This is a genomic window from Streptomyces olindensis (assembly GCF_040645895.1).
Taxonomy (GTDB): Bacteria; Actinomycetota; Actinomycetes; order Streptomycetales; family Streptomycetaceae; genus Streptomyces; species Streptomyces olindensis.
In genome coordinates this window covers 62,310-86,788 of the sequence record NZ_JBEYZD010000020.1, presented here as the reverse complement: position 1 = coordinate 86,788, position 24,479 = coordinate 62,310, and the positions used below count along the sequence as shown (strand labels likewise).

Annotated in this window: 22 protein-coding genes; 11 read left to right on the top strand and 11 right to left on the bottom strand. The window is 73.0% G+C overall.

What is annotated here, in order from left to right:
* Positions 1-94 precede the first annotated feature (94 nt).
* Positions 95-607 carry a DinB family protein gene (locus ABZ948_RS15550; RefSeq protein ID WP_359759770.1) on the bottom strand — a complete coding sequence of 171 codons (513 nt, stop codon included), beginning with the start codon at positions 605-607 and terminating at the stop codon, positions 95-97.
* A gap of 164 nt (positions 608-771) precedes the next feature.
* On the opposite strand from ABZ948_RS15550, the gene ABZ948_RS15545 reads away from it, so the two are divergent.
* The gene (locus tag ABZ948_RS15545) at positions 772-1,677 is read left to right on the top strand and encodes a Gfo/Idh/MocA family protein (RefSeq protein WP_359759768.1); all 906 of its coding nucleotides are present in this window, start codon (positions 772-774) and stop codon (positions 1,675-1,677) included.
* Here ABZ948_RS15545 and lnt read toward each other — a convergent pair.
* Both lnt and ABZ948_RS15535 read right to left on the bottom strand, forming a co-directional pair.
* Entirely contained in the window at positions 1,601-3,178 is a 1,578-nt protein-coding gene (gene lnt, locus ABZ948_RS15540; RefSeq protein ID WP_359759766.1) for an apolipoprotein N-acyltransferase, read from the bottom strand. The two genes, ABZ948_RS15545 and lnt, sit on opposite strands and share 77 nt — an antisense overlap.
* 68 nt (positions 3,179-3,246) lie before the next feature.
* Complete coding sequence (locus ABZ948_RS15535; RefSeq protein ID WP_359759764.1) at positions 3,247-3,717, bottom strand: nuclear transport factor 2 family protein; 471 nt, start codon at positions 3,715-3,717, stop codon at positions 3,247-3,249.
* A 93-nt stretch (positions 3,718-3,810) separates the two neighbouring features.
* Here ABZ948_RS15535 and ABZ948_RS15530 point away from each other — a divergent pair, with 93 nt between their 5' ends.
* The gene (locus tag ABZ948_RS15530) at positions 3,811-4,413 is read left to right on the top strand and encodes a DUF4291 domain-containing protein (protein ID WP_359759762.1); all 603 of its coding nucleotides are present in this window, start codon (positions 3,811-3,813) and stop codon (positions 4,411-4,413) included.
* 80 nt (positions 4,414-4,493) lie between these two features.
* On the opposite strand, the gene ABZ948_RS15525 is transcribed toward ABZ948_RS15530, so the two are convergent.
* The 3 genes from ABZ948_RS15525 to ABZ948_RS15515 form a co-directional block, all read right to left on the bottom strand.
* Positions 4,494-4,673 (bottom strand): hypothetical protein, encoded by a 180-nt coding sequence (locus ABZ948_RS15525; RefSeq protein ID WP_359759760.1) that lies wholly within the window; start codon positions 4,671-4,673, stop codon positions 4,494-4,496.
* A 96-nt stretch (positions 4,674-4,769) separates the two neighbouring features.
* Positions 4,770-5,645 carry an undecaprenyl-diphosphate phosphatase gene (locus ABZ948_RS15520; protein WP_359759758.1) on the bottom strand — a complete coding sequence of 292 codons (876 nt, stop codon included), beginning with the start codon at positions 5,643-5,645 and terminating at the stop codon, positions 4,770-4,772.
* Positions 5,646-5,804: 159 nt separating this feature from the next.
* A complete protein-coding gene (locus ABZ948_RS15515) occupies positions 5,805-6,275 on the bottom strand; it encodes a winged helix-turn-helix transcriptional regulator (RefSeq protein ID WP_359759756.1) in 471 nt (156 codons plus the stop codon).
* 93 nt (positions 6,276-6,368) lie between these two features.
* On the opposite strand from ABZ948_RS15515, the gene ABZ948_RS15510 reads away from it, so the two are divergent.
* Complete coding sequence (locus ABZ948_RS15510; RefSeq protein WP_359759754.1) at positions 6,369-7,538, top strand: thiolase family protein; 1,170 nt, start codon at positions 6,369-6,371, stop codon at positions 7,536-7,538.
* A gap of 87 nt (positions 7,539-7,625) precedes the next feature.
* Here the strand turns inward: ABZ948_RS15510 and ABZ948_RS15505 are convergent, their stop codons facing one another.
* Positions 7,626-8,417, bottom strand: coding sequence for a TVP38/TMEM64 family protein (locus ABZ948_RS15505; RefSeq protein ID WP_359759752.1), 792 nt, complete (start codon positions 8,415-8,417; stop codon positions 7,626-7,628).
* 340 nt (positions 8,418-8,757) lie between these two features.
* Here ABZ948_RS15505 and tuf point away from each other — a divergent pair, with 340 nt between their 5' ends.
* Both tuf and ABZ948_RS15495 read left to right on the top strand, forming a co-directional pair.
* Positions 8,758-9,927, top strand: a complete 1,170-nt coding sequence (tuf, locus tag ABZ948_RS15500; RefSeq protein ID WP_359759750.1) for an elongation factor Tu — start codon at positions 8,758-8,760, stop codon at positions 9,925-9,927.
* Positions 9,928-10,023: 96 nt separating this feature from the next.
* The gene (locus tag ABZ948_RS15495) at positions 10,024-10,869 is read left to right on the top strand and encodes a spermidine synthase (protein ID WP_359759748.1); all 846 of its coding nucleotides are present in this window, start codon (positions 10,024-10,026) and stop codon (positions 10,867-10,869) included.
* Here the strand turns inward: ABZ948_RS15495 and ABZ948_RS15490 are convergent.
* Together ABZ948_RS15490 and ABZ948_RS15485 are read right to left on the bottom strand one after the other, a co-directional pair.
* Entirely contained in the window at positions 10,831-12,135 is a 1,305-nt protein-coding gene (locus tag ABZ948_RS15490) for an MFS transporter (protein ID WP_359759746.1), read from the bottom strand. The two genes, ABZ948_RS15495 and ABZ948_RS15490, sit on opposite strands and share 39 nt — an antisense overlap.
* A 91-nt stretch (positions 12,136-12,226) precedes the next feature.
* Positions 12,227-13,240: a DUF8017 domain-containing protein gene (locus ABZ948_RS15485; protein WP_359759745.1), complete on the bottom strand. Its 1,014-nt coding sequence runs from the start codon at positions 13,238-13,240 to the stop codon at positions 12,227-12,229.
* Between the two features lie 165 nt (positions 13,241-13,405).
* Between ABZ948_RS15485 and ABZ948_RS15480 the strand changes: the two genes are divergently transcribed.
* Positions 13,406-13,858, top strand: a complete 453-nt coding sequence (locus ABZ948_RS15480; protein WP_232840413.1) for a DUF4442 domain-containing protein — start codon at positions 13,406-13,408, stop codon at positions 13,856-13,858.
* A gap of 51 nt (positions 13,859-13,909) precedes the next feature.
* Here ABZ948_RS15480 and galU read toward each other — a convergent pair whose 3' ends face one another.
* Positions 13,910-14,866 carry a UTP--glucose-1-phosphate uridylyltransferase GalU gene (gene galU, locus ABZ948_RS15475; RefSeq protein WP_359759742.1) on the bottom strand — a complete coding sequence of 319 codons (957 nt, stop codon included), beginning with the start codon at positions 14,864-14,866 and terminating at the stop codon, positions 13,910-13,912.
* 352 nt (positions 14,867-15,218) lie between these two features.
* Here galU and ABZ948_RS15470 point away from each other — a divergent pair, with 352 nt between their 5' ends.
* From ABZ948_RS15470 to ABZ948_RS15455, 4 genes are all read left to right on the top strand, one after another.
* Positions 15,219-17,060: an RICIN domain-containing protein gene (locus tag ABZ948_RS15470; RefSeq protein ID WP_359759740.1), complete on the top strand. Its 1,842-nt coding sequence runs from the start codon at positions 15,219-15,221 to the stop codon at positions 17,058-17,060.
* Between the two features lie 195 nt (positions 17,061-17,255).
* Positions 17,256-19,730: a beta-glucosidase family protein gene (locus tag ABZ948_RS15465; protein ID WP_359759738.1), complete on the top strand. Its 2,475-nt coding sequence runs from the start codon at positions 17,256-17,258 to the stop codon at positions 19,728-19,730.
* Between the two features lie 110 nt (positions 19,731-19,840).
* Positions 19,841-22,225, top strand: a complete 2,385-nt coding sequence (locus ABZ948_RS15460; RefSeq protein WP_359759736.1) for a phosphoketolase family protein — start codon at positions 19,841-19,843, stop codon at positions 22,223-22,225.
* 72 nt (positions 22,226-22,297) lie between these two features.
* Positions 22,298-22,927, top strand: a complete 630-nt coding sequence (locus ABZ948_RS15455; protein WP_359759734.1) for a DedA family protein — start codon at positions 22,298-22,300, stop codon at positions 22,925-22,927.
* Between the two features lie 86 nt (positions 22,928-23,013).
* On the opposite strand, the gene ABZ948_RS15450 is transcribed toward ABZ948_RS15455, so the two are convergent.
* On the bottom strand, positions 23,014-23,541 hold the full coding sequence (locus ABZ948_RS15450) for a gamma carbonic anhydrase family protein (RefSeq protein WP_359759849.1): 528 nt from the start codon (positions 23,539-23,541) through the stop codon (positions 23,014-23,016).
* 112 nt (positions 23,542-23,653) lie between these two features.
* Here ABZ948_RS15450 and ABZ948_RS15445 point away from each other — a divergent pair, with 112 nt between their 5' ends.
* Positions 23,654-24,451, top strand: a complete 798-nt coding sequence (locus ABZ948_RS15445) for an acyltransferase (RefSeq protein WP_359759732.1) — start codon at positions 23,654-23,656, stop codon at positions 24,449-24,451.
* Positions 24,452-24,479: the final 28 nt, after the last annotated feature.

Here is a 24,479-nt window from a genome sequence, read left to right as displayed (position 1 = left end):
TCCGGGCCGGGGCGGTACGGCGGACGGGCGGAGGATGCCCCGCACGGGTGATGTCCCGCCCCGTACGGAGGGCCTCGATGGGTCGGGGGTGACGTCAGTCGCCGGTCGAGCCGTCGATGCGCTCGCGGATCAGGTCGGCATGGCCGTTGTGCCGGGCGTACTCCTCGATCATGTGGGTGTAGATCCAGCGCAGGTTGAACTTTTCGCCGGTGCGCCGGTGCGCGCCCTCGGAGAGGTCGTCCAGGCCGAAGCGGGCCGCGATGCTCCGGGCGGCCCCGATCTCGGACTGCCAGGCGCGGTACGCCTCCTGGTAGGTGTCCGCGTCGGTCAGGTGGAACTCGCCGTCGCGGTCCTCGTCGCTCCAGTAGAGGGGCGCCGCGTCCTCGTTCGCCAGCACCCTGCGGAACCAGCTCCGCTCCACGTCCGCCATGTGCCGCACCAGGCCCATGAGGGACAGGTCGGAGGGCTCCACCGCGGCGGACCTGAGCTGCTCGTCGCTCAGGCCCTCGCACTTCCAGGCGAGGGTCTGCCGGTGGAACTCCAGCCAGCCCTCCAGCATGGTGCGTTCGTCGGCGGTGGTGGCGGGCATGTGGCGTTCGGTCGTCATGGACACAATCCTTTCCGAACATCCCCGGCCGGACCACGGGTTTTCGAAGGCCGGGCCCGCGCTGTTCCCGCGGAGCTCCGACGGCATCGCCGACCGGTGTCCGCCGCAGCCCCCGTATGCTTCCGAGCAGACCCCGGCAGGCAACCGCTAGAGGAGCGCACCACGTGAAGGTCGGCTGCATCGGACTCGGTGACATCGCGCAGAAGGCCTACCTTCCGGTCCTCGCCTTCAAGCCGGGGGTCGAGCTGCACCTGCAGACCCGCACCCCCGAAACGCTCGACCGGGTCGCCGACGGGCTCCACCTCCCGCCGGAGCGGCGGCACACCACCCTCGACTCCCTCCTCTCGGCCGGCCTCGACGCCGCCTTCGTGCACGCGCCCACCCTCGTCCACCCGGAGATCGTGACGCGGCTGCTCGAGGCGGGCGTCCCGACGTACGTCGACAAGCCGCTCGCCTACGAACTCGACGACTCGGCGCGGCTGGTGGCACTCGCCGAGGAACGCGACGTGAGCCTGGCCGTCGGCTTCAACCGGCGCTTCGCCCCCGGCTACACGCAGTGCGCCGACCATCCGCGCGAGCTGATCCTGATGCAGAAGAACCGCATCGGGCTGCCGGAGGAACCGCGCGCGATGATCCTCGACGACTTCATCCACGTCGTCGACACCCTGCGGTTCCTGGCGCCCGGCGAGGTCGACGACGTCACCGTGCGCGCCCGCGTCCGGGACGGCCTGCTGCACCACATCGTGCTCCAGCTCTCCGGGGACGGCTTCACCGCGCTCGGCGTGATGAACCGGCTCAGCGGTTCGGCCGAGGAGATCCTGGAGGTGTCCGGGCAGGACACCAAGCGGCAGGTCGTCAACCTCGCCGAGGTGATCGACCACAAGGGCCAGCCGACCGTGCGGCGGCGCGGGGACTGGGTGCCGGTGGCCCGGCAGCGCGGGATCGAGCAGGCGGTGCTGGCGTTCCTGGACGCCGTGCGGGCGGGCAAGGTGCTCAGCGCCCGGGACGCGCTGGAGACCCATGAGCTGTGCGAGCGGGTCGTACGCGCGGTGCGGGAGCGGACCGCCTGAGCCGCAGGGTCCGTACGCCCTCGCCGGCGGCCCAGGCGGCGAGGATCAGCAGGGCCGCGTGCACGGTCCAGTCGCCGAGGCGGACGTAGGGCGTGGTGCCGTGGGCGAGGGGGATCTCGTAGACCTGCGCGGCGGACGTGTCCGTCCCGAGCCACGGGCCGACGCGCTGCCCGCTCGGGCCGTAGACCGCGGAGACGCCCGTGAGCGTCGAGTGCACCATCGGGCGGCCGGTCTCGGCGGCGCGCAGCGCGGCGAGCGTGGCGTGCTGCTCGGGCGCCCAGCTGCCCTGGAACGTGGACGTCGACGACTGGCCGATCAGCACGTCGACGCCCTCCTTGGTGAGGTGGCGGGTCATGTCGGGGAAGGCGGTCTCGAAGCACACCATGGGGCCGGTGCGCAGGCCGCTGCCGCCCACGTTCATCACGACCGGCTGGGAGCCGCGGCGGCGGTCCTCGCCGGCGGCCTTGCCGACCGACGTGGCCCAGCCGAGCAGGGAGCGGGCCGGGACGTACTCGCCGAAGGGCACGAGCCGCATCTTGTCGTAGCGCTGACCGGTCAGGCCGTCCGGCCCCACCAGGACGGAGCTCTTGTAGATGCCGGGCTTGTCGGAGCGCCGGGCGTCGACGTTGACCAGGATGTCGGCGTTCGTCGCGCGGGACAGGTCCGCGAGCCGCCGGGCGAGGTCGGGGCGGTCCCCGAGGTCGAAACCGACGCTGCTCTCCCCCCAGACGATCAGGTCGACGTCCTGGCCGGCGAGCCGCCGGGTGAGCTGCTCCTCGCGTGCGAACCGGCGGTCCGCGCTGTCCGCGCCGCCGATGACGCCGGGCTGGACGACGGCGATCCTGACCCGGCCGTCGACGGCGGGGCGGGGCGCGAGCGTCCAGGCGGCGGAGGTGGCGACGGCCGTGACGGCGAGACCGGCCACGGCGGGCACGCGGGCCCGGGGGACCGCGACGAGGACGGCGACCGCGACGTTGAGGGCCACCAGCAGGAAACTGAGCAGCCACACCCCGCCGACGGAGGCGAGCCGCAGCGCCGGTTCGACCTGCCACTGACTGCTGCCGAGCATGCCCCAGGGCCCGCCCAGGCCCTGCCAGGAGCGGATCAGCTCGACGGCCAGCCAGCCCGACGGGAGCACCACGAGGGCGGCCGCGACCCGGCTCCGCGAGGGCACCCCGGCCAGCAGACGGCGCACCAGCCAGCCCCAGGGGCCCCACAGCGCTCCGAGCAGCGCGGCGATGACGAACGTGAACACGTGCAGGAACGGCATCAGCCAGTGGTGCATGGCCAGCATGAAGCCGAAGCCGCCGCACCAGCCCTCGTACAGCGCCCGTTTCCCGCTCGGGGCCGTCCGCAGCAGCAGGAGCCACGGCACCAGGGCGACGTAGGCCCACCACCACAGGGACGGGGCGGGGAAGGCAAGGACGGGCAGGGCGCCCGCGACCGCCGCGGCGGCCGAGCGCCGCCAGGGGGAGGCGAGCCAGTGGCCGAGCGTCTTCATAGGCGCCTCCTACCCGCGGATGCCTCCAGTGTGCGTCCTGCGGACGATCTAGGACAGAGGACGCCGGGTCAGTTGACCACAGGTGCCGCCCGCCGCTCGGGAAGGCGTCGCCACTTCTCCCGGACGACCACCTCGCTCAGCCGCCAGCCGGCGTCCGTGCGCAGCAGGGCGAAGGCGTACCGGCCGCCGCACACGAAGTCGGGCGCGGGCCCTTCGGTGGCCATGGGGTTGACGTAGTCGGCCTGGACCTGGGCGGTGTCGCCGGTGTCGTGCTCCCAGACTCCGAACCGGACCCGCCGGTTGACGATCAGGTGCTGCCGCATCGGGAACAGCCGCATGCTCTCGGCGAGCCAGGCGGCGACGGCCCCGGCCTCCCCCTCGATGCCGCCCGCCGACCGGTAGTCCGCCCGCCCCTCGGGGGTGAACAGCCCCCGGTAGGCCTCCCAGTCCCCGTCGTCGACCGCCACCGCGTAGTCGGTGATCAGTCCGTCGACGGCGAGCCGGTCCCTCACGGTGGCGAGCTCCACGCGCTGCGTCATCGGCTCAGTGTTGGGCATGGGAGGGGCCGAGTGAAGAGCCGTGCGGTGATATTCGGTGGCCGTCGAGGGGCTCCGGGGCCGAGCCTGTCCCTCGTGAACGATCAGAACGAACCGAGATTCCGGGTCCGCGCCCGCCACACCGAGTCCACGCTCACCGTGTACCAGGCCTACCGCCCGGGGATCGGCGGCCCCGCGGCCCGCGACGGCCGCTTCCCGTCGACCTGGAAGCGGGAGCGCATGACGTGGATCAAGCCGTCGTTCCTGTGGATGATGTACCGCTGCGGCTGGGGCACGAAGGAGGGCCAGGAGACGGTCCTGGCGATCGAGATCACCCGCGAGGGCTTCCACTGGGCGCTGCGCAACGCCTGCCTGTCCCACCATGTGCCCGCCCTGCACGGCGACCGGGCCGACTGGCAGCGGCAGTTGAGGCGGGCGCCGGCCCGGGTGCAGTGGGATCCGGAGCGGAATCTGCGTCTCGAACCGCTGCCGCACCGCTCGCTCCAGCTGGGGCTCGCGGGGGAGGCGGCGGCCCGGTACGCGGACGAGTGGATCGTGGGGATCGAGGACGTCACGCCGCTCGCGGCGGAGGTGCACCGTCGCGTGCGGGCGGGTGAACTCGACGCGGCCGCCGGGCTGTTGCCCGAGGAGCGGCCGTATCCGGTCGACGACGAGGTGCTGGCGCGCCTGCGCGCCTGACGGCCGGAATGGCGGCTGCTGAGGGCCGGGGCGGTGGCCGCCGGCTGAGGGTCGGAGCGGCGGCCGCCGGGGGTTGCCGGTCAGGCCGCCTTGACGACGCCGCCGCGGATCGCGGCGGCCCACTCGACGACCAGCAGTTCGTACTCCGCGCGCTCCTCGGCGGACAGGGTGCCGCCCGTGCGCTGCCAGAGCGCACGGATCTCCTCGTTCACCTCGGCAGCGGACCGCACGGAACCAGGGGTCACGGAATCGGGGGACATGCGGACAAGCCTAGGCGCAGCCACTGACAGGCCGCTACCGGACGGCTACCGGATCGCTATGCGGTTGGTCACGAGATGCGGGTCACACGGGCCGCGTCAGTGCGCCGGCTCCCCGGCGTGCGGGCTGAGTTCCCCCATGCCGACCAGGGCGATGATGACGATGCCGAGCGCGATGCGGTACCAGACGAACGGCATGAAGCTCTTGGTCGAGATGAACTTCATGAACCACGCGATCACGGCGTACCCGACGCCGAAGGCGATGACCGTGGCGAAGATCGTCGGGCCCCAGGAGACGTGGCCGCCCTCCGTCGCGTCCTTGAGCTCGAACAGGCCGGAGGCGAGCACCGCGGGGATGGCGAGCAGGAAGGAGTAGCGGGCCGCGGCCTCGCGCCTGTAGCCCATGAACAGGCCGCCGCTGATGGTGGCGCCGGAGCGGGAGACGCCCGGGATGAGCGCCATGGCCTGGCAGAGGCCGTAGATCAGGCCGTCGCGGACGCCCAGGTCCTCCAGGGCCTTGCGCTGCTTGGGCGCGCGGTGCTTGCCGCCGCTCTCGTCGCGTGCCGCGAGCCGGTCGGCGATGCCCAGGACGATGCCCATGCCGATCAGCATCGTCGCGGTGATCCGCAGGTCACGGAAGGGCCCCTCGATCTGGTCCTTCAGCGTCACGCCGAGCACACCGATCGGGATCGAGCCGACGATGACGAGCCAGCCCATCCGCGCGTCGGGGTCGCTGCGCAGCGCCTTGTTCGTGAGCGAGCGCGTCCAGGCCGAGATGATCCGTCCGATGTCCTTGCGGAAGTAGATCAGCACGGCGGCCTCGGTGCCGATCTGCGTGATCGCCGTGAAGGCCGCGCCCGGGTCCTCCCAGCCCGAGAAGGCCGCCGTCAGGCGCAGGTGCGCGCTCGAGGAGACGGGGAGGAACTCGGTCAGCCCCTGGACGAGTCCGAGGATGAGTGATTCGAACCAAGACATGAGGTAGCGGAGTCCAAGTGCCGATCGTGGGACGGACGACGGGCGCACCGGGCCGCCGTCGTGGGGAACGGGGGATCATGTGTGCCGAGGGGGAAGCGTAGCGCCCCTCGGCGGCCGCCCCGACACAGGGGTTTGGAAGCGGCCACGCGGCAGTGGGGATCAGGCCGCCGTCGGTCCGGTGACCGTCCAGCCGGGCGCCTGGGGGCGGGCCGTGAGGTCCTCGTGGCGCACCTCGTCGCCACAGGCCCGGCAGGTGACGGCCGGGGCGAGCGGCCTGCCGCAGGAGTGCTCCACGACCATCGGGCGGTCGCCGTCCGCGCGGAGGTGGCGGTCCCCCCAGGCCATGAGGGTCAGCAGCACCGGCTCCAGCTCCAGGCCCGCCCGCGTGGGCAGGTACTCGAAGCGCTGCGGGCGCTCGCTGTAGGGCCGCTTGGTCAGGATCCCGGCGTCCACGAGCCGGCGCAGCCGCGTGGCGAGGATGTCGCGCGGAGCGCCGATGTTGCGCACCAGCTGGTCGAACCGGCCGTTGCCGAGGCACACCTCCCGCAGCACGAGCAGGGAGTACTTCTCCCCGACGAGCGCGAGGGTGTCGGCGATGGAGCAGGGGCGCGGGTCTTTGCTGGCGGCCATGGCGCCCAGTCTAGGAGAGGGTTGGATTTTCCAACTCTGCGGGATACCGTGAGTTCGGATTTCCTACTCACCAGTAGTCGTGGAGGCCCGCACATGCGTGACGCAGTGATCGTCGAAGCCGTACGCACCCCGATCGGCAAGGGCAAGCCGGGCGGCGCCCTCGCGCACGTCCACCCCGTGGAGCTGCTCGCCCACACCCTGCGCACGCTGGTCGAGCGCTCCGGCGTCGACCCGGCGCTGATCGACGACGTCATCGGCGGCACCGTCGACCAGGTCGGCGAGCAGGCCATGAACACCACCCGCTACGCCGTCCTGTCCGCGGGCTTCCCGGAGTCGGTGCCCGCGACCACCGTGGACCGCCAGTGCGGCTCCTCCCAGCAGGCCGTGCACTTCGCGGCCCAGGGCGTCCTCTCGGGCGCGTACGACCTCGTCGTGGCCTGTGGAGTGGAGTCGATGAGCCGGGTGCCGATGTGGTCGAACGTCCCGGAAGGCAAGGACCCCTTCGGGCCCGGGGTGGCCGGGCGCTACCCGGAGGGGCTCGTTCCGCAGGGCGTCAGTGCCGAGTTGATCGCCGCCAAGTGGTCGATCGGCCGCGAGCGGATGGACGCCTTCGCGGTCTCCTCGCACCACAAAGCCGCCGCGGCCTGGGAGGCGGGGCACTTCGACGCCGAGGTCGCGCCCCTGGAGGGCGTCACGCGCGACGAGTGCGTCCGCCCGGGCAGCACCACGGAGGTCCTCGCCGGGCTCAAGCCCGCCTACTACGACCCCGCCTTCGCCGAGCGCTTCCCGCAGATCGAGTGGAACGTCACGCCCGGCAACGCCAGCCCGATCAACGACGGCGCCTCGGCGGTGCTCATCACGTCGAGCGAGACGGCGGCCCGGCTCGGCCTGCGCCCGCTCGCCCGGCTGCACAGCTTCGCCGTCACCGGCTCCGACCCGCTGCTGATGCTCACGGGTGTCGTCCCGGCGACCGAGAAGGTGCTGCGCCGGGCGTCACTGACCCTCGACGACATCGACCTGTTCGAGGTCAACGAGGCGTTCTCCAGCGTCGTCCTGGCCTGGCAGCAGGAGACCGGCGCCGACCTCGGCCGGGTCAACGTGCACGGCGGCGCCATCGCCCTCGGCCATCCGCTGGGCGCGAGCGGCACCCGGCTGACGACGACGCTCGTGCACGCCATGCGGGAACGGGGCGCCCGGTACGCGCTCCAGACCATGTGCGAGGCCGGCGGGCTCGCCAACGCCATGGTCCTGGAACGGGTGTGAGCGGGGGCGGACGTCACGGTTCGTGAGCGAGGGGGAGCGAGGGGCGGGCGTATCGGCTCGGGGGCGAGGGACGGATGTAACGGTTCGTCAGAGCCCGCGCAGCCGGTGCCGCTTGCGCCAGGCCACCACCACGCCCGCCAGCGCCGGCAGGGCGATGCAGGCCAGGGCGATCAGGAAGGCCGGTGACGTCGGCGTCGAGGCACGGGCGCCGGCGACCACGTAGGCAGCGGTGTTCGGGATCGAACCGAGGCCGGTGGCCAGCAGGAAGGGCAGCAGGCCCATGCGGGAGACGGCAGCGCAGTAGTTCGCGGCCCAGAACGGCACCCCGGGGAACAGCCGCACCGCCAGCATCGAGCGGAAGCCGTGCCGGCTGAGCTGACCGTCCGCGGCCTTCAGCCAGCGCCCGCGCAGCAGCGGCCGCAGGGCCTCCTGGCCCAGCGCCCGGCCCAGGCAGAAGGCGATCCCGGCGCCGAGCACCGTGCCGGCCAGACTGACGCCGAGGCCCACCTGTGAACCGAACAGCGCACCCGCCGCCAGATTCAGCAGCGGCCTCGGCACGAACGCCACCGTGCACACGCCGTACGCCACCGCGAACACCGCCGCCGCCGCGGCTCCACCGAGCTGCGGCGGCCAGCCCTGGGTCAGCAGCCGCTGCGGCTCGAACAGCAGCACGCCGCACGCGCCCGCGGCGAGCAGGGCGACGAGCAGCGACAGCCGCGACCACGGGGAGAGCAGAACTCTCGTGCAGCGGGCGGTGAAACCGGTGGGTGGAACGGGCGAGGCGGTCGTTGCCGGGGAAGCGGCGACGGCGAGCTCCGCGGTGGCGGCCCGGGGAGAGGCCGTGGCGGTGCCCCCAGAGCGGGTGGTGGCATCGAGCATCCGGTGACACTAACCGACAAATGTGTGTGATCGCCGTATGGTTCGTCTCACGAGCGTCACAGGAACCCGGCCGCAGGCTTGTACGCAGGCCGGACGAAAACCATTCGACGCCGGGTAAAGCGTCGGCAATGATCGACGTCATGTTCCGGCACGCCTTCGCCCTCGCAGCATCCGTGGTCACGGATGCCCCGAAGGCTGCCGTCGTCGTTCTCACGGCCGTCGCGGACGGCGCCCGAAGCTGACCCTCTCCGGTTCGTCCGGCGGACCCCGCAAGGGGAGGGTCGGGCAGTTCCTCGGGGTCCCACTTCTTCTTCGCCACCAGACGCTTCGAGGTACAGCCATGTCCAAGACGGCCTATGTCCGTACGAAACCGCACCTCAACATCGGCACGATGGGTCATGTCGACCACGGCAAGACCACCCTGACCGCCGCCATCACCAAGGTCCTCGCCGACCGCGGCACCGGCGCGTTCGTGCCGTTCGACCGGATCGACCGGGCGCCCGAGGAGGCGGCCCGGGGCATCACCATCAACATCGCGCACGTCGAGTACGAGACCGACACCCGGCACTACGCGCACGTCGACATGCCGGGCCATGCCGACTACGTCAAGAACATGGTCACCGGCGCCGCGCAGCTGGACGGGGCGATCCTCGTCGTCTCCGCGCTCGACGGGATCATGCCGCAGACCGCCGAACACGTCCTGCTCGCCCGGCAGGTGGGCGTCGACCACATCGTGGTCGCCCTCAACAAGGCCGACGCGGGCGACGAGGAGCTGACCGACCTGGTCGAGCTGGAGGTGCGCGACCTGCTCACCGCGCACGGCTACGGCGGCGACTCCGTACCCGTCGTGCGCGTCTCCGGGCTGAAGGCGCTGGAGGGGGACCCGCGGTGGACGGCGTCGGTCGAGGCGCTGCTCGACGCGGTGGACACGTACGTGCCGATGCCGGAGCGGTATCTGGACGCGCCGTTCCTGCTGCCGGTGGAGAACGTGCTGACCATCACCGGACGGGGGACCGTGGTCACCGGCGCGGTGGAGCGGGGCGTGGTGCGGGTCGGGGACAAGGTCGAGGTGCTCGGGGCCTGCGTCGAGACGGTGGTCACGGGTCTTGAGACCTTCGGCAAGCCGATGGAGGAGGCGCAGGCCGGGGACAACGTGGCGTTGCTGCTGCGGGGCGTTCCCCGGGACGCCGTCCGGCGGGGGCACGTGGTGGCCGCGCCGGGGAGCGTCGTGCCCAGTCGTCGCTTCACCGCGCAGGTGTACGTGCTCTCCGCGCGTGAGGGCGGTCGTACGACGGCCGTCTCCACCGGGTACCGGCCGCAGTTCTACATCCGTACGGCGGATGTGGTGGGGGTCGTCGACCTCGGGGAGGCCGCTGTCGCGCGGCCCGGGGACACCGTCGTCATGACCGTGGAGCTGGGGCGGGACGTGCCGCTGGAGGCGGGGCTCGGGTTCGCCATCCGTGAGGGTGGCAGGACCGTGGGGGCGGGGACCGTGACCGCCGTCGTGTGAGCGTGGTTCGTCGCGTGGGGGACTGCGGGCCGTCTGTGGCCGGTCGCGCAGTTCCCCGCGCCCCTCCGGGGCGTCGCCCTACCGCACAATGGAGAAGTGAGCGAGCCCATCCCCGTGACCCGCGTCGTCGATCACGGCACCGCCAAGCTGATGCCCGACATCGACCGGGAACGCGCCTGGCTGCTCACCGTCGACGGGGCGCCGCAGTCGTACGTCGACCTGGACGATCCCACGCATCTGGAGTTCGAGTACGCGCGGCGGCTCGGGCACGTGCTGGACGTGCTGGCGGAGCCGGGGGTCGCGCTGGACGTGGTGCATCTCGGGGGCGGGGCGCTCACCCTGCCCCGGTACGTGGCCGTGACGCGGCCGGGGTCCCGGCAGGAGGTCGTGGAGGCCGACCGGGGGCTGCTGGAGCTGGTGGCCGGGCATCTGCCGCTGCCCGAGGGGGCCCGGGTCGCGCTGCACGCGGCGGACGCGCGGAGGTGGCTGGAGGACGCCGCCGGGGACTCGGCCGACGTGATCGTCGCCGATGTGTTCGGCGGCTCCCGGGTCCCGGCGCACCTCACGTCCGTCGCCTATGTGCGGGAAGCCGCGCGGGTGCTGCGGGAGAGCGGGGTCTACCTCGCCAATCTGCCCGACGCGGCGCCGTTCGGCTTCCTGCGGTCCCAGCTCGCCACGCTGGCCACCGCCTTCGAGGAGCTCGCGCTGATCGCCGAGCCGGGGGTGCTGCGGGGGCGGCGGTTCGGCAACGCCGTGCTCGTCGCCGGGCACCGGCCCGTCGACATCGCCGCGCTGGTCCGGCTCACCGCCGCCGACGCCTTCCCGGCCCGGGTCGAACACGGTGCCGCGCTGCGGGAGTTCACCGGTGGCGCGCGGGCGGTGCGGGACGAGGACGCCGTGCCCTCACCCGAGCCCCCCGACGGGGCGTTCGGCATCGGCTGAGGGGCGCTCGGCGACGCCCTTCGCCACCGGGGTGGTCCTGCGCCGCAGATTGCGCACGTCCGGGACGCACAGCACGGCCGCCGTGACCAGGACCACCAGTCCGGCACAGCCCCACAGGGCCGCCGTACGGCCGAAGACGTCCTCCGCCGGGCCGGCCGCCGCCGTGGCGAGGGGCACGAACGCCACGGAGCCGAACCAGTCGTAGGCCGAGACGCGGGAGAGCTTGGCCTCGGGGATCTCCTGGTGCAGGGCCGTCATCCAGGAGACGCCGAACACCTCGACCGTCGCACCCGCCAGGAACATCACCGCGCACAGGACGCCGATCGGCACCGGGACGGCCAGTGCGGCCGAGGGCAGGGCCAGCGGGAACACGCAGAGGGTGCCGGCGAAGAGCAGGCGGCGGGGCTTCCAGCGGGTCATCAGCACGGCCCCGGCGACCGTGCCCGCCCCGAACGCGCCCAGGGCGAGACCCCAGGGGCCCGCGCCGCCGAGGTGGTCGCGGGCCACGAGCGGGCCGTACACCGCGTCCGCGGCGGCGACCACCGCGTTGGCGATGGAGAACTGGACGACGATGCCCCACAGCCACGGGCGGCCGGCGAACTCGCGCCAGCCGTCCCGCAGATCGGCGAGCAGACCGCCGCCCGGCGCCCGGGGCGGGATGTGGCCGACGTCGAGGAAGGCCCGCAGCGCCCCGGCGACCGCGAAGGCCGCCGCGTCAGCGGCGAGCACCCAGCCGGGGCCGAACGCGGCGACCAGGGCACCACCGAGCGCGGCACCGCCCAGGGCCGCGCCCTGCATCGCCATCCGGAACACCGCGAACGCGCGGCCCGCCTGCTCGCCCTCGACCGAGGACATCAGCATGCCCTCGGCGGCCGGGCCGAAGAATGCCTGTCCGGTGCCGCCGAGAGCGGAGAGCAGCATCATCTGCCACAGCAGGGGTTCCCCGGCCAGCACGAGGAGGGCGAAGGCGGCCTGCGAGAGGCAGTTCAGGACGTTGGCCGCGACCATCACGTGGTGCCGGGGCAGCCGGTCCGCCACCGCCCCGCCGATCAGCAGGAAGAGCACCAGCGGGAGCGTCCGCGCCGCCGCCACCAGGCCGACGTCGCCGCCGTCACCGCCCGTCTCGAGCACGGCGAACGCCGACGCGACCAGGGCGCCCTGGCTGCCCAGGCTGGTCACGACCGCGGCGGCGGTCAGCAGGGAGTAGTTGCGGCCCGCCCAGGCGGGTCTGCGGGGGCTCCGGGAGGAGGCGGTGGGGGACGTCACCGGCCGACTATCGCCGCCGAGGCCCCGTCCTGCCAAACCATTTCGACCGGCCGCGGCCGCCTTCCGGGTCAGCGGCCGGCCGCCTTCCGGGTCAGCCGCCGGTCGGCTCCCCGTGCAGCCGGACCGTGCTGAGGATCTTCAGGATGGTCTCCTTGGGCACTTCCTCCTTGACGCCCTTGGCGCCGAAGAAGCTCCACGCGACGAAGTCACCGGCCGAGTTCTTGAAGCCGAAGGTCACCGCCTTGCCGTCGCTCGCGCACTTGCCCTTGTCGGGCGTGTTCTCCGACCAGGCCCAGGCGACACTGCCCTTCACGCCCGAGGCGGTGGTGTAGGGCTTGGCCTTCTCGTCGGTCTTGACGCTCTTCTTGTCCGGCTGCGTGTAACCGCCGTACACCCACCAGGCAACCTGGTTGACCGCGACCTCGTCGGTGTTCTTGGCTCCGTCGGCCCCCTTGGTGCCCGCGCCGGCCAGGGCCTCGGTCTCGGTCCTGCCATCCTTGTCGTCGTCGCTCGTGCACCACTTGGACTTGTAGAACGCCGGTGCCGACATGAGGATGAGCGGCTTGCCGTCGTCGGACTTCTCGTCCTCGAAGAAGACCGACGACTTCGGGGACGCCACCTCCCAGTCCGCCGGGACGTCGAAGGCCGTGCCCCACTTGGGGTTGACGACGACCTTCCAGCCCTTGACCGTGGGCTGCTCCTCCTCGCCGCCACGCGGGTTGTCGCCCGTGGCGGGCGCGCTCGGCTCCGGGGCCGAGGGAGTCGCCGACGCCTTGCCGTTCCTGCTGCCGCCGTCCGCGCTGTCGTCCTTGTCCCCGCCCAGCACCAGGAAGCCCGTGACACCGGCCGCCACGACCACCGCCGTGGCGGCGACGATCGCGACCAGCTTCGTCCGGTTGCCGCCGCCTCCGCCCTGCGGGGGCTGCGGCGCGCCGGCCGGCGCGGGGGCGCCCCACTGCGGCTGCGGCGGTTGCTGCCCATAGGGGTTGGGCTGCTGGTACCCCGGCTGCTGATACGGATTCGGCTGCTGGTACCCCGGCTGCTGGTACGGGTTGTTCGCTTGCGGGTTCTGCTCGCCCCCGGGCGGCTGCTGTCCTGGCCACATGGGCAGCAACCCTAGCCGCGCCTCGGACACGATTCGGTCACCGCCCGTGGACGGGGAGGTAGCAACACGGGGGACGGCCGGGAGCGGACCGGTGCGCGGCGGGCCGGTGCGGCGGTCGTCACACGGGCCTGGTCAGCCCTCTCTACTCGTGAGTAACATGCGGCCATGAGCGCAGACCAGATGTCCATCGGCGAGATGCTCGCCGCCACGGTGCCCATGGCCCGGACCCTGAACCTCGAGTTCCTCGAGACCACGCCGGAGCGGGCCGTGGTGTCGCTGCCGGACCAGAGCGAGTACCACAACCACGTGGGCGGCCCGCACGCCGGTGCGATGTTCACGCTCGGCGAGTCCGCGAGCGGGGCGATCGTGCTGGCCGCGTTCGGGGACCAGCTCTCGCGTGCCGTGCCGCTCGCGGTCAGCGCCGAGATCGCCTACAAGAAGCTGGCGATGGGCGCCGTCACCGCCACCGCCACCCTCGGTCGCCCGGCCGCCGAGGTCGTCGCGGAACTGGACGCCGGTGAGCGGCCGGAGTTCCCGGTGGCCGTCGCCATCCAGCGCGCCGACGGTGCCGTGACCGGCGAGATGACGGTGGTGTGGACCCTGCGCCCCAACGGCTGATCCGCTGTCGCGGACGCGGAGCCCCGGCCGGCTGCCGGGGCTTGTCGCGTCTCAGGCCGCGTTGTCCCGCCGGGCGGGCCGTGTCTCGTCCAGCCCGGCGGCGAATTCCTTGAGCCAGGCCGTGAACTCCGGCCCCAGATCGGGCCGTTCGCAGGCCAGCCGGACCACCGTGCGCAGATAGTCGGCCTTGTCTCCGGTGTCGTAGCGCTGCCCGGTGAAGACGACCCCGTGCACCGCGCCGTCCGCGGCCAGGTCCTGGAGGGCGTCGGTCAGCTGGATCTCGCCGCCCCGGCCCGGGGGTGTGCGTTCCAGGACGCCGAAGACGTCCGGGTCGAGGACGTAGCGCCCGATGACGGCGTAGCGGCTGGGCGCGCTGTGCGGGGACGGTTTCTCCACCAAGCCGGTGACGCGGACGACGTCCTCCTCGCCGGCCGGCTCGACGGCGGCGCAGCCGTAGAGGTGGATCTGCTCCGGCGGGACCTCCATCAACGCGACCACGCTGCCGCCCCGGCCGTCGCGGACGTCGAGCATGCGGCTCAGCAGTGTCTCGCGCGGGTCGATCAGGTCGTCGCCGAGGAGGACCGCGAAGGGCTCGTCGCCGACGTGCCGGCGGGCGCACAGCACGGCGTGGCCGAGACCGAGCGGGTCGCCCTGCCGGATGTGGTGGATGCTCGCCAGCCGCGCCGGGTCGCGCACCGCGTCCAGCCGCACGGTGTCGCCCTTCGTCGCGAGGGCCTGTTCCAGTTCGAAGGCGTGGTCGAAGTGGTCCTCGATGGCCCGTTTGTGCCGGCCGGTGACCATCAGGACGTCGTCGAGTCCCGCGGCCGCCGCCTCCTCGACGACGTACTGGATGGCCGGCTTGTCGACGACCGGCAGCATCTCCTTGGGGGTGGCCTTCGTGGCCGGCAGGAAGCGGGTGCCGAGACCGGCGGCCGGGACGACCGCCTTGCGGACGCGGCGAGCGGGGACGGCGGGTGCGGAAGAGTCGGAAGGGTGGGGGGCACTCATGCGGCTCATGCTGGCGCGCGGAGATGAGAGCGCGCCGAGAGGCGCCTGGGAGAGGGCTGTGGGAGGGGGAGATTTCGTGGACCACTCGCCCTTGCGCGCACACAACTCGACGCGCTGACCGGCGGCGTTATCGAAAGCCGGTGCGGATACCGGCGGTAACATATCTGAATTCGCTGCGTTTTGAACTTACGTCATCCGAACTCCTTGTTACCTGTCAGTCGTATGTGCGAAAGTGAGCCGCCTCACAGTCAAGTCCGCAGCTGACGCGGCACAGGTATGCACCAATCACGCACCTGCTTTCCGACGGACGCGCAATTCGCATGCCGTCCTGCGGCTGGAAGGAAATGGTTCCGTGCAATCCCCCTACCCCCCACGCCCGCCGTACCCGCCGCGCCCCGGAGCGCGGCCCGCGGAGTCCGACCGCAATCTCCTCGCCCGGGTGGGCGAACCCGGTGAAGGCCCGCGCGCCGTCGCGCTGTTGCTGGCGCGGCACTGGCGCCCGGTCTACGAGTACGCCGTCATCTGTCTGGCCTCATCGGCGGATTCGGCGTCGATGGCGGCCGCCGCCGCGTTCCGCCGGGAACTCGCCCTGCCGGGCGGCGGAGCCCTGCGCCCGCGTCTGCTGGCGGCCGTGCGGGACACGGTCGGGGAGTGGGCGGCCGACGACGGCATTTCCCAAGTGCTGCCGGAACTCCGCAAAACCGTCGGCGCCCGCGGTCTGCGCGCCGCCCGGTCCGTGACACCCGAAAGGCGGCGCCTCGCCGAGCGCGCATTCCGGACCCTTCCGGGGGCATCCCAATGCCTGCTCTGGCACACGGAGGTGGAGGCCGAGCCCATATCCGTACCGGCCGGTCTGCTGGGGGTGGACGCGGGTACCGCGGCGGCCGCGCTGGAGCAGGCCCGTGAGCAATTCCGGGCGGGCTGTGTGCGGGCGCACCGGGAACTCGCGCCGACGCGGGAATGCCGCTACTACAACCGCCTGCTGGACGTTCCGATGCGCCGCGGCGGGGCCTTGCTGACGGATGTGCAACGCCATCTCATGGCGTGCCGCTACTGCCGGCACGCCGCCGAGCAACTCAGCCATTTCGAAGGCGGTCTGGAGGACCTGCTCGTCGAGACCGTGCTCGGCTGGGGAGCCCGCCGCTACCTCTCGTCACGGCCGGGCCGCGACGGGGGCCAGGGTGCCCTGGCGGCCGGTGGCCGCCATCGCCTGCGGGATCGTGCCCTGCCGGCGGGCGGGCGCCCCGGGACGCCGAAACGGCACACGAAGGCCCTGGCGGCCGCGATCGGGGTGACCTCCCTCGTCCTGCTCGCGACGCTGCTCACCGCTCGGGGCTGGTCCGAGGAGGGCGGCACGGCCGGCTCCCAGGCGACCTGGGGAGTGGTCAGCGGCCATTCGGTCGACCCGGACGCCGGGGGAGCCACGCCCGCGGAGCCGTCCTCGGCCGACGCCCCCTCGGCCGCCTCCGCGGGCAGCCCCGCCGAAGTGGCCCGTGGGCGGCTGCGCAACCTCGACGCCGGGCTGTGCCTCGACGTCCGGGGCGGCCTGGGCCGCGCCGACGCCCGCATCATGCTGGCCGCCTGCTCCGCCGGGTCACCGCAGTGGTCGTACCAGGACGACGGCCTGCTGCGCAGCACCGCCGACCCCACCCGCTGCCTCGACTCCGACCCGGCCGAGGGTTCGGTCGTCCTGGCCGGCTGCCTGGTGCACGCCGGAGTGGTGCGCTACGACCTGACCGTGCGCGGTGAACTGCTGCCCCGGGCCGGCAAGGGCCTGGCCGTCGCTCCCGGCAAGGGCCGGAGCGTGATCGTCACCGGGCGCGACGGCTCCGCCGCCCAACGCTGGGCGCTGGAACCGGCGATCGCCCCCGAGGACACGGGACCGTCCCGGGAGAAGCGCGCTCAGGACGCGCCTCGGGAGAACCGGCGGGAGCAGGGCCACCCGTACGGCGGCGCCCCGCCCGCGCGGCGTCCCGAGCCGCCGCGGACCACGTCCGAGGATCTCGCGCCCGAGCGGTACGAGCGGTACGAGCGGTACGGGACGCGGTTCGCGCAGGTGGGGTGCTGCGACGAGGCGGAGCCGGAACCGGCCCCCGACACCACGGGCGCATCCGGCACCGGCGTCCTCGGCGCGGCACCCGCCACCACCCTGACCGACGCGGTGACGGCACTGCACTCGGCTGTGGTGCCGTAGGGCGGGGCGTGCCGGGGCGTCCCGGTGGGGTGACCCGACGGGGCCCGGCCTCCGGCACTCCTGTGCGGTGGGGGCCGGCCCGGGCCCCCGCTCACCCGTCCGGGTGAGGCGGCATCCGTGCCCGCGGAGAGGTTCACCCGCCCCGCCGGTGGTGTCCGGCGGGGCGCCGAGCCGGCCTGGCCCATAGTGCGTTCCATGACCGACACCGTCCCCCGATTTCCCCGGCGGTCCGCCCTGCGTCTGCTCGGCGGTGCGATCGCCGTCGCCGCGGCGGCCACCGGTGGTCCCACCGCGCCGGCCCGTGCCCACGCGCGGGACGGCGGCGCCCCGGGCGCCCGCGTCGACGCGCTGCTCGCCCGTCTCACCCTCGACGAGAAGATCTCCCTGCTGCACGGCGCCACCGACCCGAGCCCGCTCGGCCAGGCCGGCCACGTGCCCGGGGTGGAACGCCTCGGCATCCCGCCGCTGCGCCTCGCCGACGGACCGGCCGGTGTCCGCGTCACCCGGCCCGCCACGGCCCTGCCCGCCCCCGTGCTGCTGGCCTCCGCCTTCGACCCCGACCTGGCCCGGCGCTACGGCCAGGTCATCGGACGGGAGGGCCGCGCCCTCGGTCAGGACGTACTGCTGTCCCCGATGGTCAATCTCATCCGCACCCCGTACGCCGGGCGCAACTTCGAGACCTTCAGCGAGGACCCGCTGCTCTCCGCCCACCTGGTCGCCGCCGAGATCCAGGGCATCCAGGGCGAGGGACTCATCGCGACCGTCAAGCACTTCGCGCTGAACAACCAGGAGCACGACCGCATGTCGGTCGACGTGCGCGTGGACGAACGGACCCTGCACGAGACGGAGCTGCGCGGCTTCGAGGCGGCCGTCGCGGCCGGCGCCGGTGCGGTGATGGGCGCGTACAACAAGGTCAACGGCACCTTCGCCTGCGAGAACGCGGCACTGCTCACCGGCGTCCTGCGCGAGCGGTGGGGCTTCACCGGCTGGGTGATGAGCGACTGGTCCGCCGTCCACAGCACACGCGAGGCCCTCCTGGCGGGCCTCGACATGGAGATGCCCGACGGCACCCACTTCGGCACGCCGCTCGCCTCGGCCGTCCGCGACGGCGGCGTGCCCGCGACGTACGTGGACCGGGCCGTGCGCCGCGTCCTGGGCGTCATGGACCGCTTCGGCCTGCTCGACGGCACCGCCCCGCGACGCCCGGACCGCGACGCCAGGGCGGGCGCGGCCGTCGCACGCGAGGTCGCCGAGGCGGGTGCCATCCTCCTGCGCAACGAGCGCGGCACCCTGCCCCTGGCCGACGGCGGAAGCGTGGCGGTGATCGGGCCGACCGGCGCCCGCCCCCTGGTCGGCGGCGGAGGCAGCGCCCACGTCGTGCCCGAGCACGCCGACAGCCCCCTGGACGCCCTCCGGCCCCGCGCCGCACGGGTGACCCACGCGCTCGGCGAGGACGTCTTCGGCAAACCGTTCCCCGCCGGCGCGCTCGACCCCGGCTTCGACACCGAGGCGCAGCGCGTCGAGCCCGGCCGGACCTGGACGTACGACGGCACCCTCACCGTCACGGACCCCGAGGACTGGACCTTCGTCCTGCACTACTCGGGCACACCTCCGCTCCGCCCCGAGGTCCTCCTCGACGGCGAGAACCTGTTCCCGCTGATGCCGGGCTGGAACGAGTACTTCACGGGCGGCCTGCTCACCCACGCCGACGACGGCCTGTCCGTGCGCCGCAAGGCCCTGAGGCTCAGCAAGGGCGCACACCGGCTGACGATCACCGCCCGGGGCGGAGACACCGGCTCGCTGTTCCGGCTGCGCCGCATCACCACCGCGACCCGGGCCGACGACGTCGCCGAAGCCGTACGGGCCGCCCGCGCCGCCCGGGACGTCGTCCTGTTCGCCTACGAGGACGCCATCGAGGGCCAGGACCGCACGACCATCGCCCTGCCCGGCAACCAGGAGCGGCTGATCGAGGCCGTGACGGCGGCCAACCCGCGCACCACCGTCGTCCTCAACACCTCGTCGGCCACATCGATGCCGTGGCTGGAGCGCACCGGCGCCGTGCTCCAGATGTACTACCCCGGCCAGGAGGGCGCCGCCGCCACCGCCGCCGTCCTGTACGGGGACCGCGACCCCGGCGGCCGCCTCACCCAGAGCTTCCCGGCCGACGACGACCACCACCCGGTGGCCGGCGACCCGCGCCGCTACCCGGGCGTCGACGGCACCGAGACCTACGCGGAGGGCGTCCACGTCGGCCACCGCTGGTACGACGCCGAGGACGTGCGGCCGCTGTTCCCCTTCGGCCACGGACTGTCGTACACGTCCTTCACCTACGCGGATCCGGACGCGCGCTGGACGGGCGACGGCCTCGACGTCTCCTTCACGGTCCGCAACACCGGGCGGCGCGACGGCGTGGACGTGCCGCAGGTGTACGCGGGGCCCTCCCCGGACCTCCCGCTCGACCAGCCCGTACGCGTGCTGGCCGGGTACCGGCGGCTCTCGCTGCGGGCGGGGGAGGAGCGGCGCGTCGGCGTACGCGTCGAGCCGCGCACCCTGTCCTCCTGGGACGCCGGGGTCCACGACTGGGTGCTCGGCACGGGAGTGCGCACCCTGTGGATCGGGGCGTCGTCCCGGGACCTGCGGTTGCGCACGAGCGCACGGGTGGGCGGCTGACCCGGCAGGCGCCGAACAGCCGCACGGCGCATGGCCGAGAGGCGCCTGGCATCGAACCGGAACAGACTGGTACTCCTCCTGAGGCCGTCGCAGAACCCAGGGAGTCAGCCATGCCCGAGGCCCCGCGCCAGCACAGCCCGACCGCACCGACCGACGAGGAACTGCGCACGCTGGACGCGCACTGGCGGGCCGCCAACTTCCTGGCGGCCGGTCAGATCTACCTGCTGGCGAACCCCCTGCTCACCGAGTCGCTGCGGCCCGAGCACATCAAGCCGCGGCTGCTCGGGCACTGGGGCACCTCGCCCGGGCTCAACCTCGTGTACACGCACCTCAACCGGGTGATCAGGAACCGGGGGCTGGACGCCCTGTGCATCTGGGGCCCGGGGCACGGCGGGCCGTCGGTGCTGGCCAACTCCTGGCTGGAGGGCAGCTACAGCGAGAGGTACCCCGACGTGTCGCGGGACGCCCAGGGCATGGAACTGCTGTTCCGCCAGTTCTCGTTCCCCGGCGGGGTGCCGAGCCACGTCGCGCCCGAGGTCCCGGGCTCGATCCACGAGGGCGGCGAACTCGGCTACTCCCTCGCCCACGCCTACGGCGCCGCCCTGGACAACCCCGGCCTGCTGGTGGCCTGCGTGATCGGCGACGGCGAGGCGGAGACCGGCCCGCTCGCCGGGTCCTGGCACGCCAACAAGTTCCTCGACCCCGTCCACGACGGCGCCGTCCTGCCCATCCTGCACCTGAACGGCTACAAGATCGCCAACCCGACCGTGCTGTCCCGCTTGCCCGAGGAGGAACTCGACGCGCTGCTGCGCGGCTACGGCCACGAGCCGGTCCACGTCACCGGCGACGACCCCGCGCAGGTGCACCGCGCCATGGCCCGGGCGATGGACACCGCGCTCGACCACATCGCCGAGACGCAGCGCGCGGCCCGCGAGGAGGGCGTGGCCGAGCGCCCGCGCTGGCCGGTGATCGTGCTGCGCACCCCGAAGGGCTGGACCGGCCCCGTCGAGGTGGACGGGCAGCCGGTGGAGAACACCTGGCGCTCCCACCAGGTGCCGCTCGCCGGAGTACGCGACAACCCGGACCATCTGCGGCAGCTGGAGGCCTGGCTGCGCTCGTACCGGCCCGAGGAGCTGTTCGACGCCCGGGGCCGCCCGGTCGCCGACGTCCTGGCGACGATCCCCGAGGGCACGCGCAGGCTCGGCGCCACGCCGCACGCCAACGGCGGACTGCTCGTGCGCGACCTGCCGGTGCCGTCCCTGGACGACTTCGCCGTCCCCGTCGACAAGCCGGGCACGACCCTGCACGAACCCACCCGCGTCCTGGGCGACCTGCTGGCCCGGGTCATGCGGGACACCGCCGACCGCCGCGACTTCCGCCTGGTCGGCCCCGACGAGACCGCCTCCAACCGGCTCCAGGCCGTCTTCGACGCCAGCGGCAAGACCTGGCAGGCCGGGACCCTGCCGGTGGACGAGCACCTGGACCGGCACGGCCGTGTGATGGAGGTCCTGTCCGAACACCTCTGCCAGGGCTGGCTGGAGGGCTACCTCCTGACGGGCCGGCACGGGCTGTTCTCCTGCTACGAGGCGTTCGTGCACATCGTCGACTCCATGGTCAACCAGCACATCAAGTGGCTGCGCACCTCCCGCAGGCTGCCCTGGCGCGCCCCCATCGCCTCCCTGAACTACCTGCTGACCTCCCACGTGTGGCGGCAGGACCACAACGGCTTCTCCCACCAGGACCCCGGCTTCGTCGACCACGTCCTCAACAAGAGCCCCGAGGTCGTCCGCGTCTACCTGCCGCCGGACGCCAACACGCTGCTGTCGGTGGCGGACCACGCCCTGCGCAGCCGCGACTACGTCAACGTGATCGTGGCCGGCAAGCAGCCCTGCTTCGACTGGCTGTCCATGGACGAGGCCCGGGTGCACTGCGCCCGCGGCGCCGGCATCTGGGAATGGGCCGGCACCGAGGACGGCGGCGAGCCCGACGTCGTCCTGGCCTGCGCCGGCGACGTGCCCACCCAGGAGACCCTGGCCGCCGCCCATCTGCTCCGCCGCCACCTGCCCGAGCTGGCGGTGCGCGTGGTGAACGTCGTCGACCTGGCCCGGCTGCTGCCCCGCGAGGAGCACCCGCACGGCATGAACGACTTCGAGTACGACGGCCTGTTCACCACCGACAAGCCGGTGATCTTCGCCTACCACGGCTACCCCTGGCTGATCCACCGCCTCGCCTACCGCCGCGCAGGCCACCAGCACCTGCACGTGCGCGGCTACAAGGAGGCCGGCACCACCACCACGCCCTTCGACATGGTCGTCCGCAACGACCTGGACCGCTACCGCCTGGTCATGGACGTCATCGACCGCGTCCCGGGCCTGGCGGTGCGGGCCACGGCCGTACGCCAGCGCATGGCCGACGCCCGCACCCGCCACCACGCCTGGATCCGGGAACACGGCACCGACCTGCCCGAGGTCGCCGAATGGAGCTGGAACGCCTGAGCCACGAGGGACGTCCTATGAGCCGGTAGGCTTCCCGGGGCACGCAGGGAAGCACAGCGAAAGGATCCGGCGTTGCACGTCCAGGAGTGGCTCGAAACCGTACCCGCCGTCGCCGTCTACGCACTGGTGGGAGTGGTCATCGGCCTGGAGAGTCTGGGCATCCCACTGCCGGGCGAGATCATCCTCGTCTCCTCCGCGCTGCTCGCCTCCCAGCACGGCGACATCGACCCGGTCGTCCTGGGCGCCAGCGCCACGGCCGGCGCGATCATCGGCGACTCCATCGGCTACGCCATCGGCCGCAAGGGCGGGCGGCCCCTGCTGGCCTGGCTGGGCGGGAAGTTCCCCAAGCACTTCAGCGAGGGCCACATCGCCACCGCCGAGCGCTCCTTCGAGAAGTGGGGCATGTGGGCCGTCTTCTTCGGCCGCTTCGTCGCCCTGCTCCGCATCTTCGCCGGCCCCCTCGCCGGTGTGCTGCGCATGCCGTACTGGAAGTTCCTCATCGCCAACGTCCTCGGCGGCATCCTCTGGGCCGGCGGCACGACAGCGGTCATCTACTACGTCGGCATCGTCGCCGAGTCCTGGCTGAAGCGCTTCTCGTGGCTCGGCCTGGTGGCGGCGGTCCTCGTCGGCGTCACGTCCATGCTGGTGATCAAGCGCAGGGCGAAGAGGGCGGGCCAGACGTTGGAAGCGACGGAGGCCTAAGTCCCCAGGGGCGCGGGGCTGTATCCATATGCGGCTCCGCCGCGTGGGCGCGACCAGCCACACACAACCCGCACCCGCCGAACAACCTACGCATGCACCTCCCGATGCGCCTTCGCCAGTTCGGCGTACATCGTGCCGTTGAGGGTGACCCCCTGCCGCTCCTCCTCCGACAGCTCCCGCCGGACCTTCGCCGGCACGCCCGCCACCAGTGACCCGGGCGGTACGACCATCCCCTGCGGCACCAGCGCCTGCGCGGCGACCAGCGACCCGGCTCCGATCACGGCCCCGTTCAGGACGGTCGCCCCCATGCCGATGAGGCAGTCGTCCTCGACCGTCGCCCCGTGCACCACCGCGTTGTGCCCGATGGACACCCGCTCGCCCACCGCCACGGGGAAACCCGGGTCGGCATGGAGCGTGCAGTTGTCCTGCACGTTGCTGCTCGCCCCGACGGAGATCGACTCGACGTCGCCGCGCAGCACCGCCCCGTACCAGACGCTCGCGCCGGCGCCCAGTGTCACGCTCCCGATCACCGACGCCGTGGGCGCCACGAACGCCGTCTCGTCGATCTCCGGCTCACGGCCGCCGATCCCCGTGATCATCGCCCGCTGACCCATGTCCGCCTCCAGAAACGTCGTCGACAACGCGCACACCGTACGCCACTCGATGGGGCGAAGATCACAGGCCTCCGACGCCGCGGGGTGAGCTACCGCTGAGTACGGTGAGCGGGTGCCGAAGCGCAAGAACACGTTCTCATCCTGGCGACGGGGCCTCGCGCAGCGTGCCGTCCACGCCGGCTGGGCTTGGCTGCAGCGGACGGGGTCCGTCACGGCCGAGCACCCCGGGCGCTACCGGTTCGGCGCGATGGGAACAGGTACCAGGCTCGCCTTCCCGCTCGGCACGGTCTTCGGCGAACCCTGGATCCACCTCGGCTCCCACTGCATCATCGGCGAGCAGGTCACGCTCACCGCGGGCCTGATGCCCGACCTCGACCTCGGCCCGGACCCGATCCTGCGCCTCGGCGACGGCGTCGTCCTCGGCCGCGGCAGCCACGTCATCGCCGACACCACGGTCACCATCGGCAGCGACTGCTACTTCGGCCCGTACGTCTACGTCACGTCGACGAACCACTCCTACGACGATCCCCACGAGCCGATCGGCAAGCAGTGGCCGCGGATGGAGCCGGTCGAGATCGGGCCCGGCTGCTGGATCGGCACCGGCGCGGTGATCCTGCCGGGTGCCCGGATCGGGCGGAACGTGGTGGTGGCCGCGGGCGCGGTCGTCCGGGGCGCGGTGCCCGACCACGCCGTGGTGGCGGGCGCGCCGGCGCGCGTCGTCCGCCGCTGGACCCCGGCCGACGGCTGGCAGCCGCCGCTGCGCACCCCGCCGCCGGTCCCGATCCCGGAGGGCGTCACCCCGGAGCAGCTGCGCGCGCTGTCCGAGCTGGACGAGGAGACGGCGGCGCGGCTCGCCGAGCTGGACGGGGAGGCGGCGGCCCGGCTCGCGGAGCTGGAACCCGGGTCCTGAACCCCCGGGTTCAGCCCAACGGCCCCCG

Bases quoted from the DNA above. Each gene is read 5' to 3' on its own strand.
- ABZ948_RS15520 (WP_359759758.1), bottom strand. From the start codon at position 5,645: ATGTCTTGGTTCGAATCACTCATCCTCGGACTCGTCCAGGGGCTGACC.
- galU (WP_359759742.1), bottom strand. From the start codon at position 14,866: ATGAGTGCCCCCCACCCTTCCGACTCTTCCGCACCCGCCGTCCCCGCT.
- ABZ948_RS15505 (WP_359759752.1), bottom strand. From the start codon at position 8,417: ATGCTCGATGCCACCACCCGCTCTGGGGGCACCGCCACGGCCTCTCCC.
- ABZ948_RS15465 (WP_359759738.1), top strand. From the start codon at position 17,256: ATGACCGACACCGTCCCCCGATTTCCCCGGCGGTCCGCCCTGCGTCTG.
- ABZ948_RS15535 (WP_359759764.1), bottom strand. From the start codon at position 3,717: ATGACGCAGCGCGTGGAGCTCGCCACCGTGAGGGACCGGCTCGCCGTC.
- ABZ948_RS15480 (WP_232840413.1), top strand. From the start codon at position 13,406: ATGAGCGCAGACCAGATGTCCATCGGCGAGATGCTCGCCGCCACGGTG.
- ABZ948_RS15510 (WP_359759754.1), top strand. From the start codon at position 6,369: ATGCGTGACGCAGTGATCGTCGAAGCCGTACGCACCCCGATCGGCAAG.
- ABZ948_RS15550 (WP_359759770.1), bottom strand. From the start codon at position 607: ATGACGACCGAACGCCACATGCCCGCCACCACCGCCGACGAACGCACC.
- ABZ948_RS15450 (WP_359759849.1), bottom strand. From the start codon at position 23,541: ATGGGTCAGCGGGCGATGATCACGGGGATCGGCGGCCGTGAGCCGGAG.
- ABZ948_RS15485 (WP_359759745.1), bottom strand. From the start codon at position 13,240: ATGTGGCCAGGACAGCAGCCGCCCGGGGGCGAGCAGAACCCGCAAGCG.
- ABZ948_RS15460 (WP_359759736.1), top strand. From the start codon at position 19,841: ATGCCCGAGGCCCCGCGCCAGCACAGCCCGACCGCACCGACCGACGAG.
- tuf (WP_359759750.1), top strand. From the start codon at position 8,758: ATGTCCAAGACGGCCTATGTCCGTACGAAACCGCACCTCAACATCGGC.
- ABZ948_RS15525 (WP_359759760.1), bottom strand. From the start codon at position 4,673: ATGTCCCCCGATTCCGTGACCCCTGGTTCCGTGCGGTCCGCTGCCGAG.
- ABZ948_RS15515 (WP_359759756.1), bottom strand. From the start codon at position 6,275: ATGGCCGCCAGCAAAGACCCGCGCCCCTGCTCCATCGCCGACACCCTC.
- lnt (WP_359759766.1), bottom strand. From the start codon at position 3,178: ATGAAGACGCTCGGCCACTGGCTCGCCTCCCCCTGGCGGCGCTCGGCC.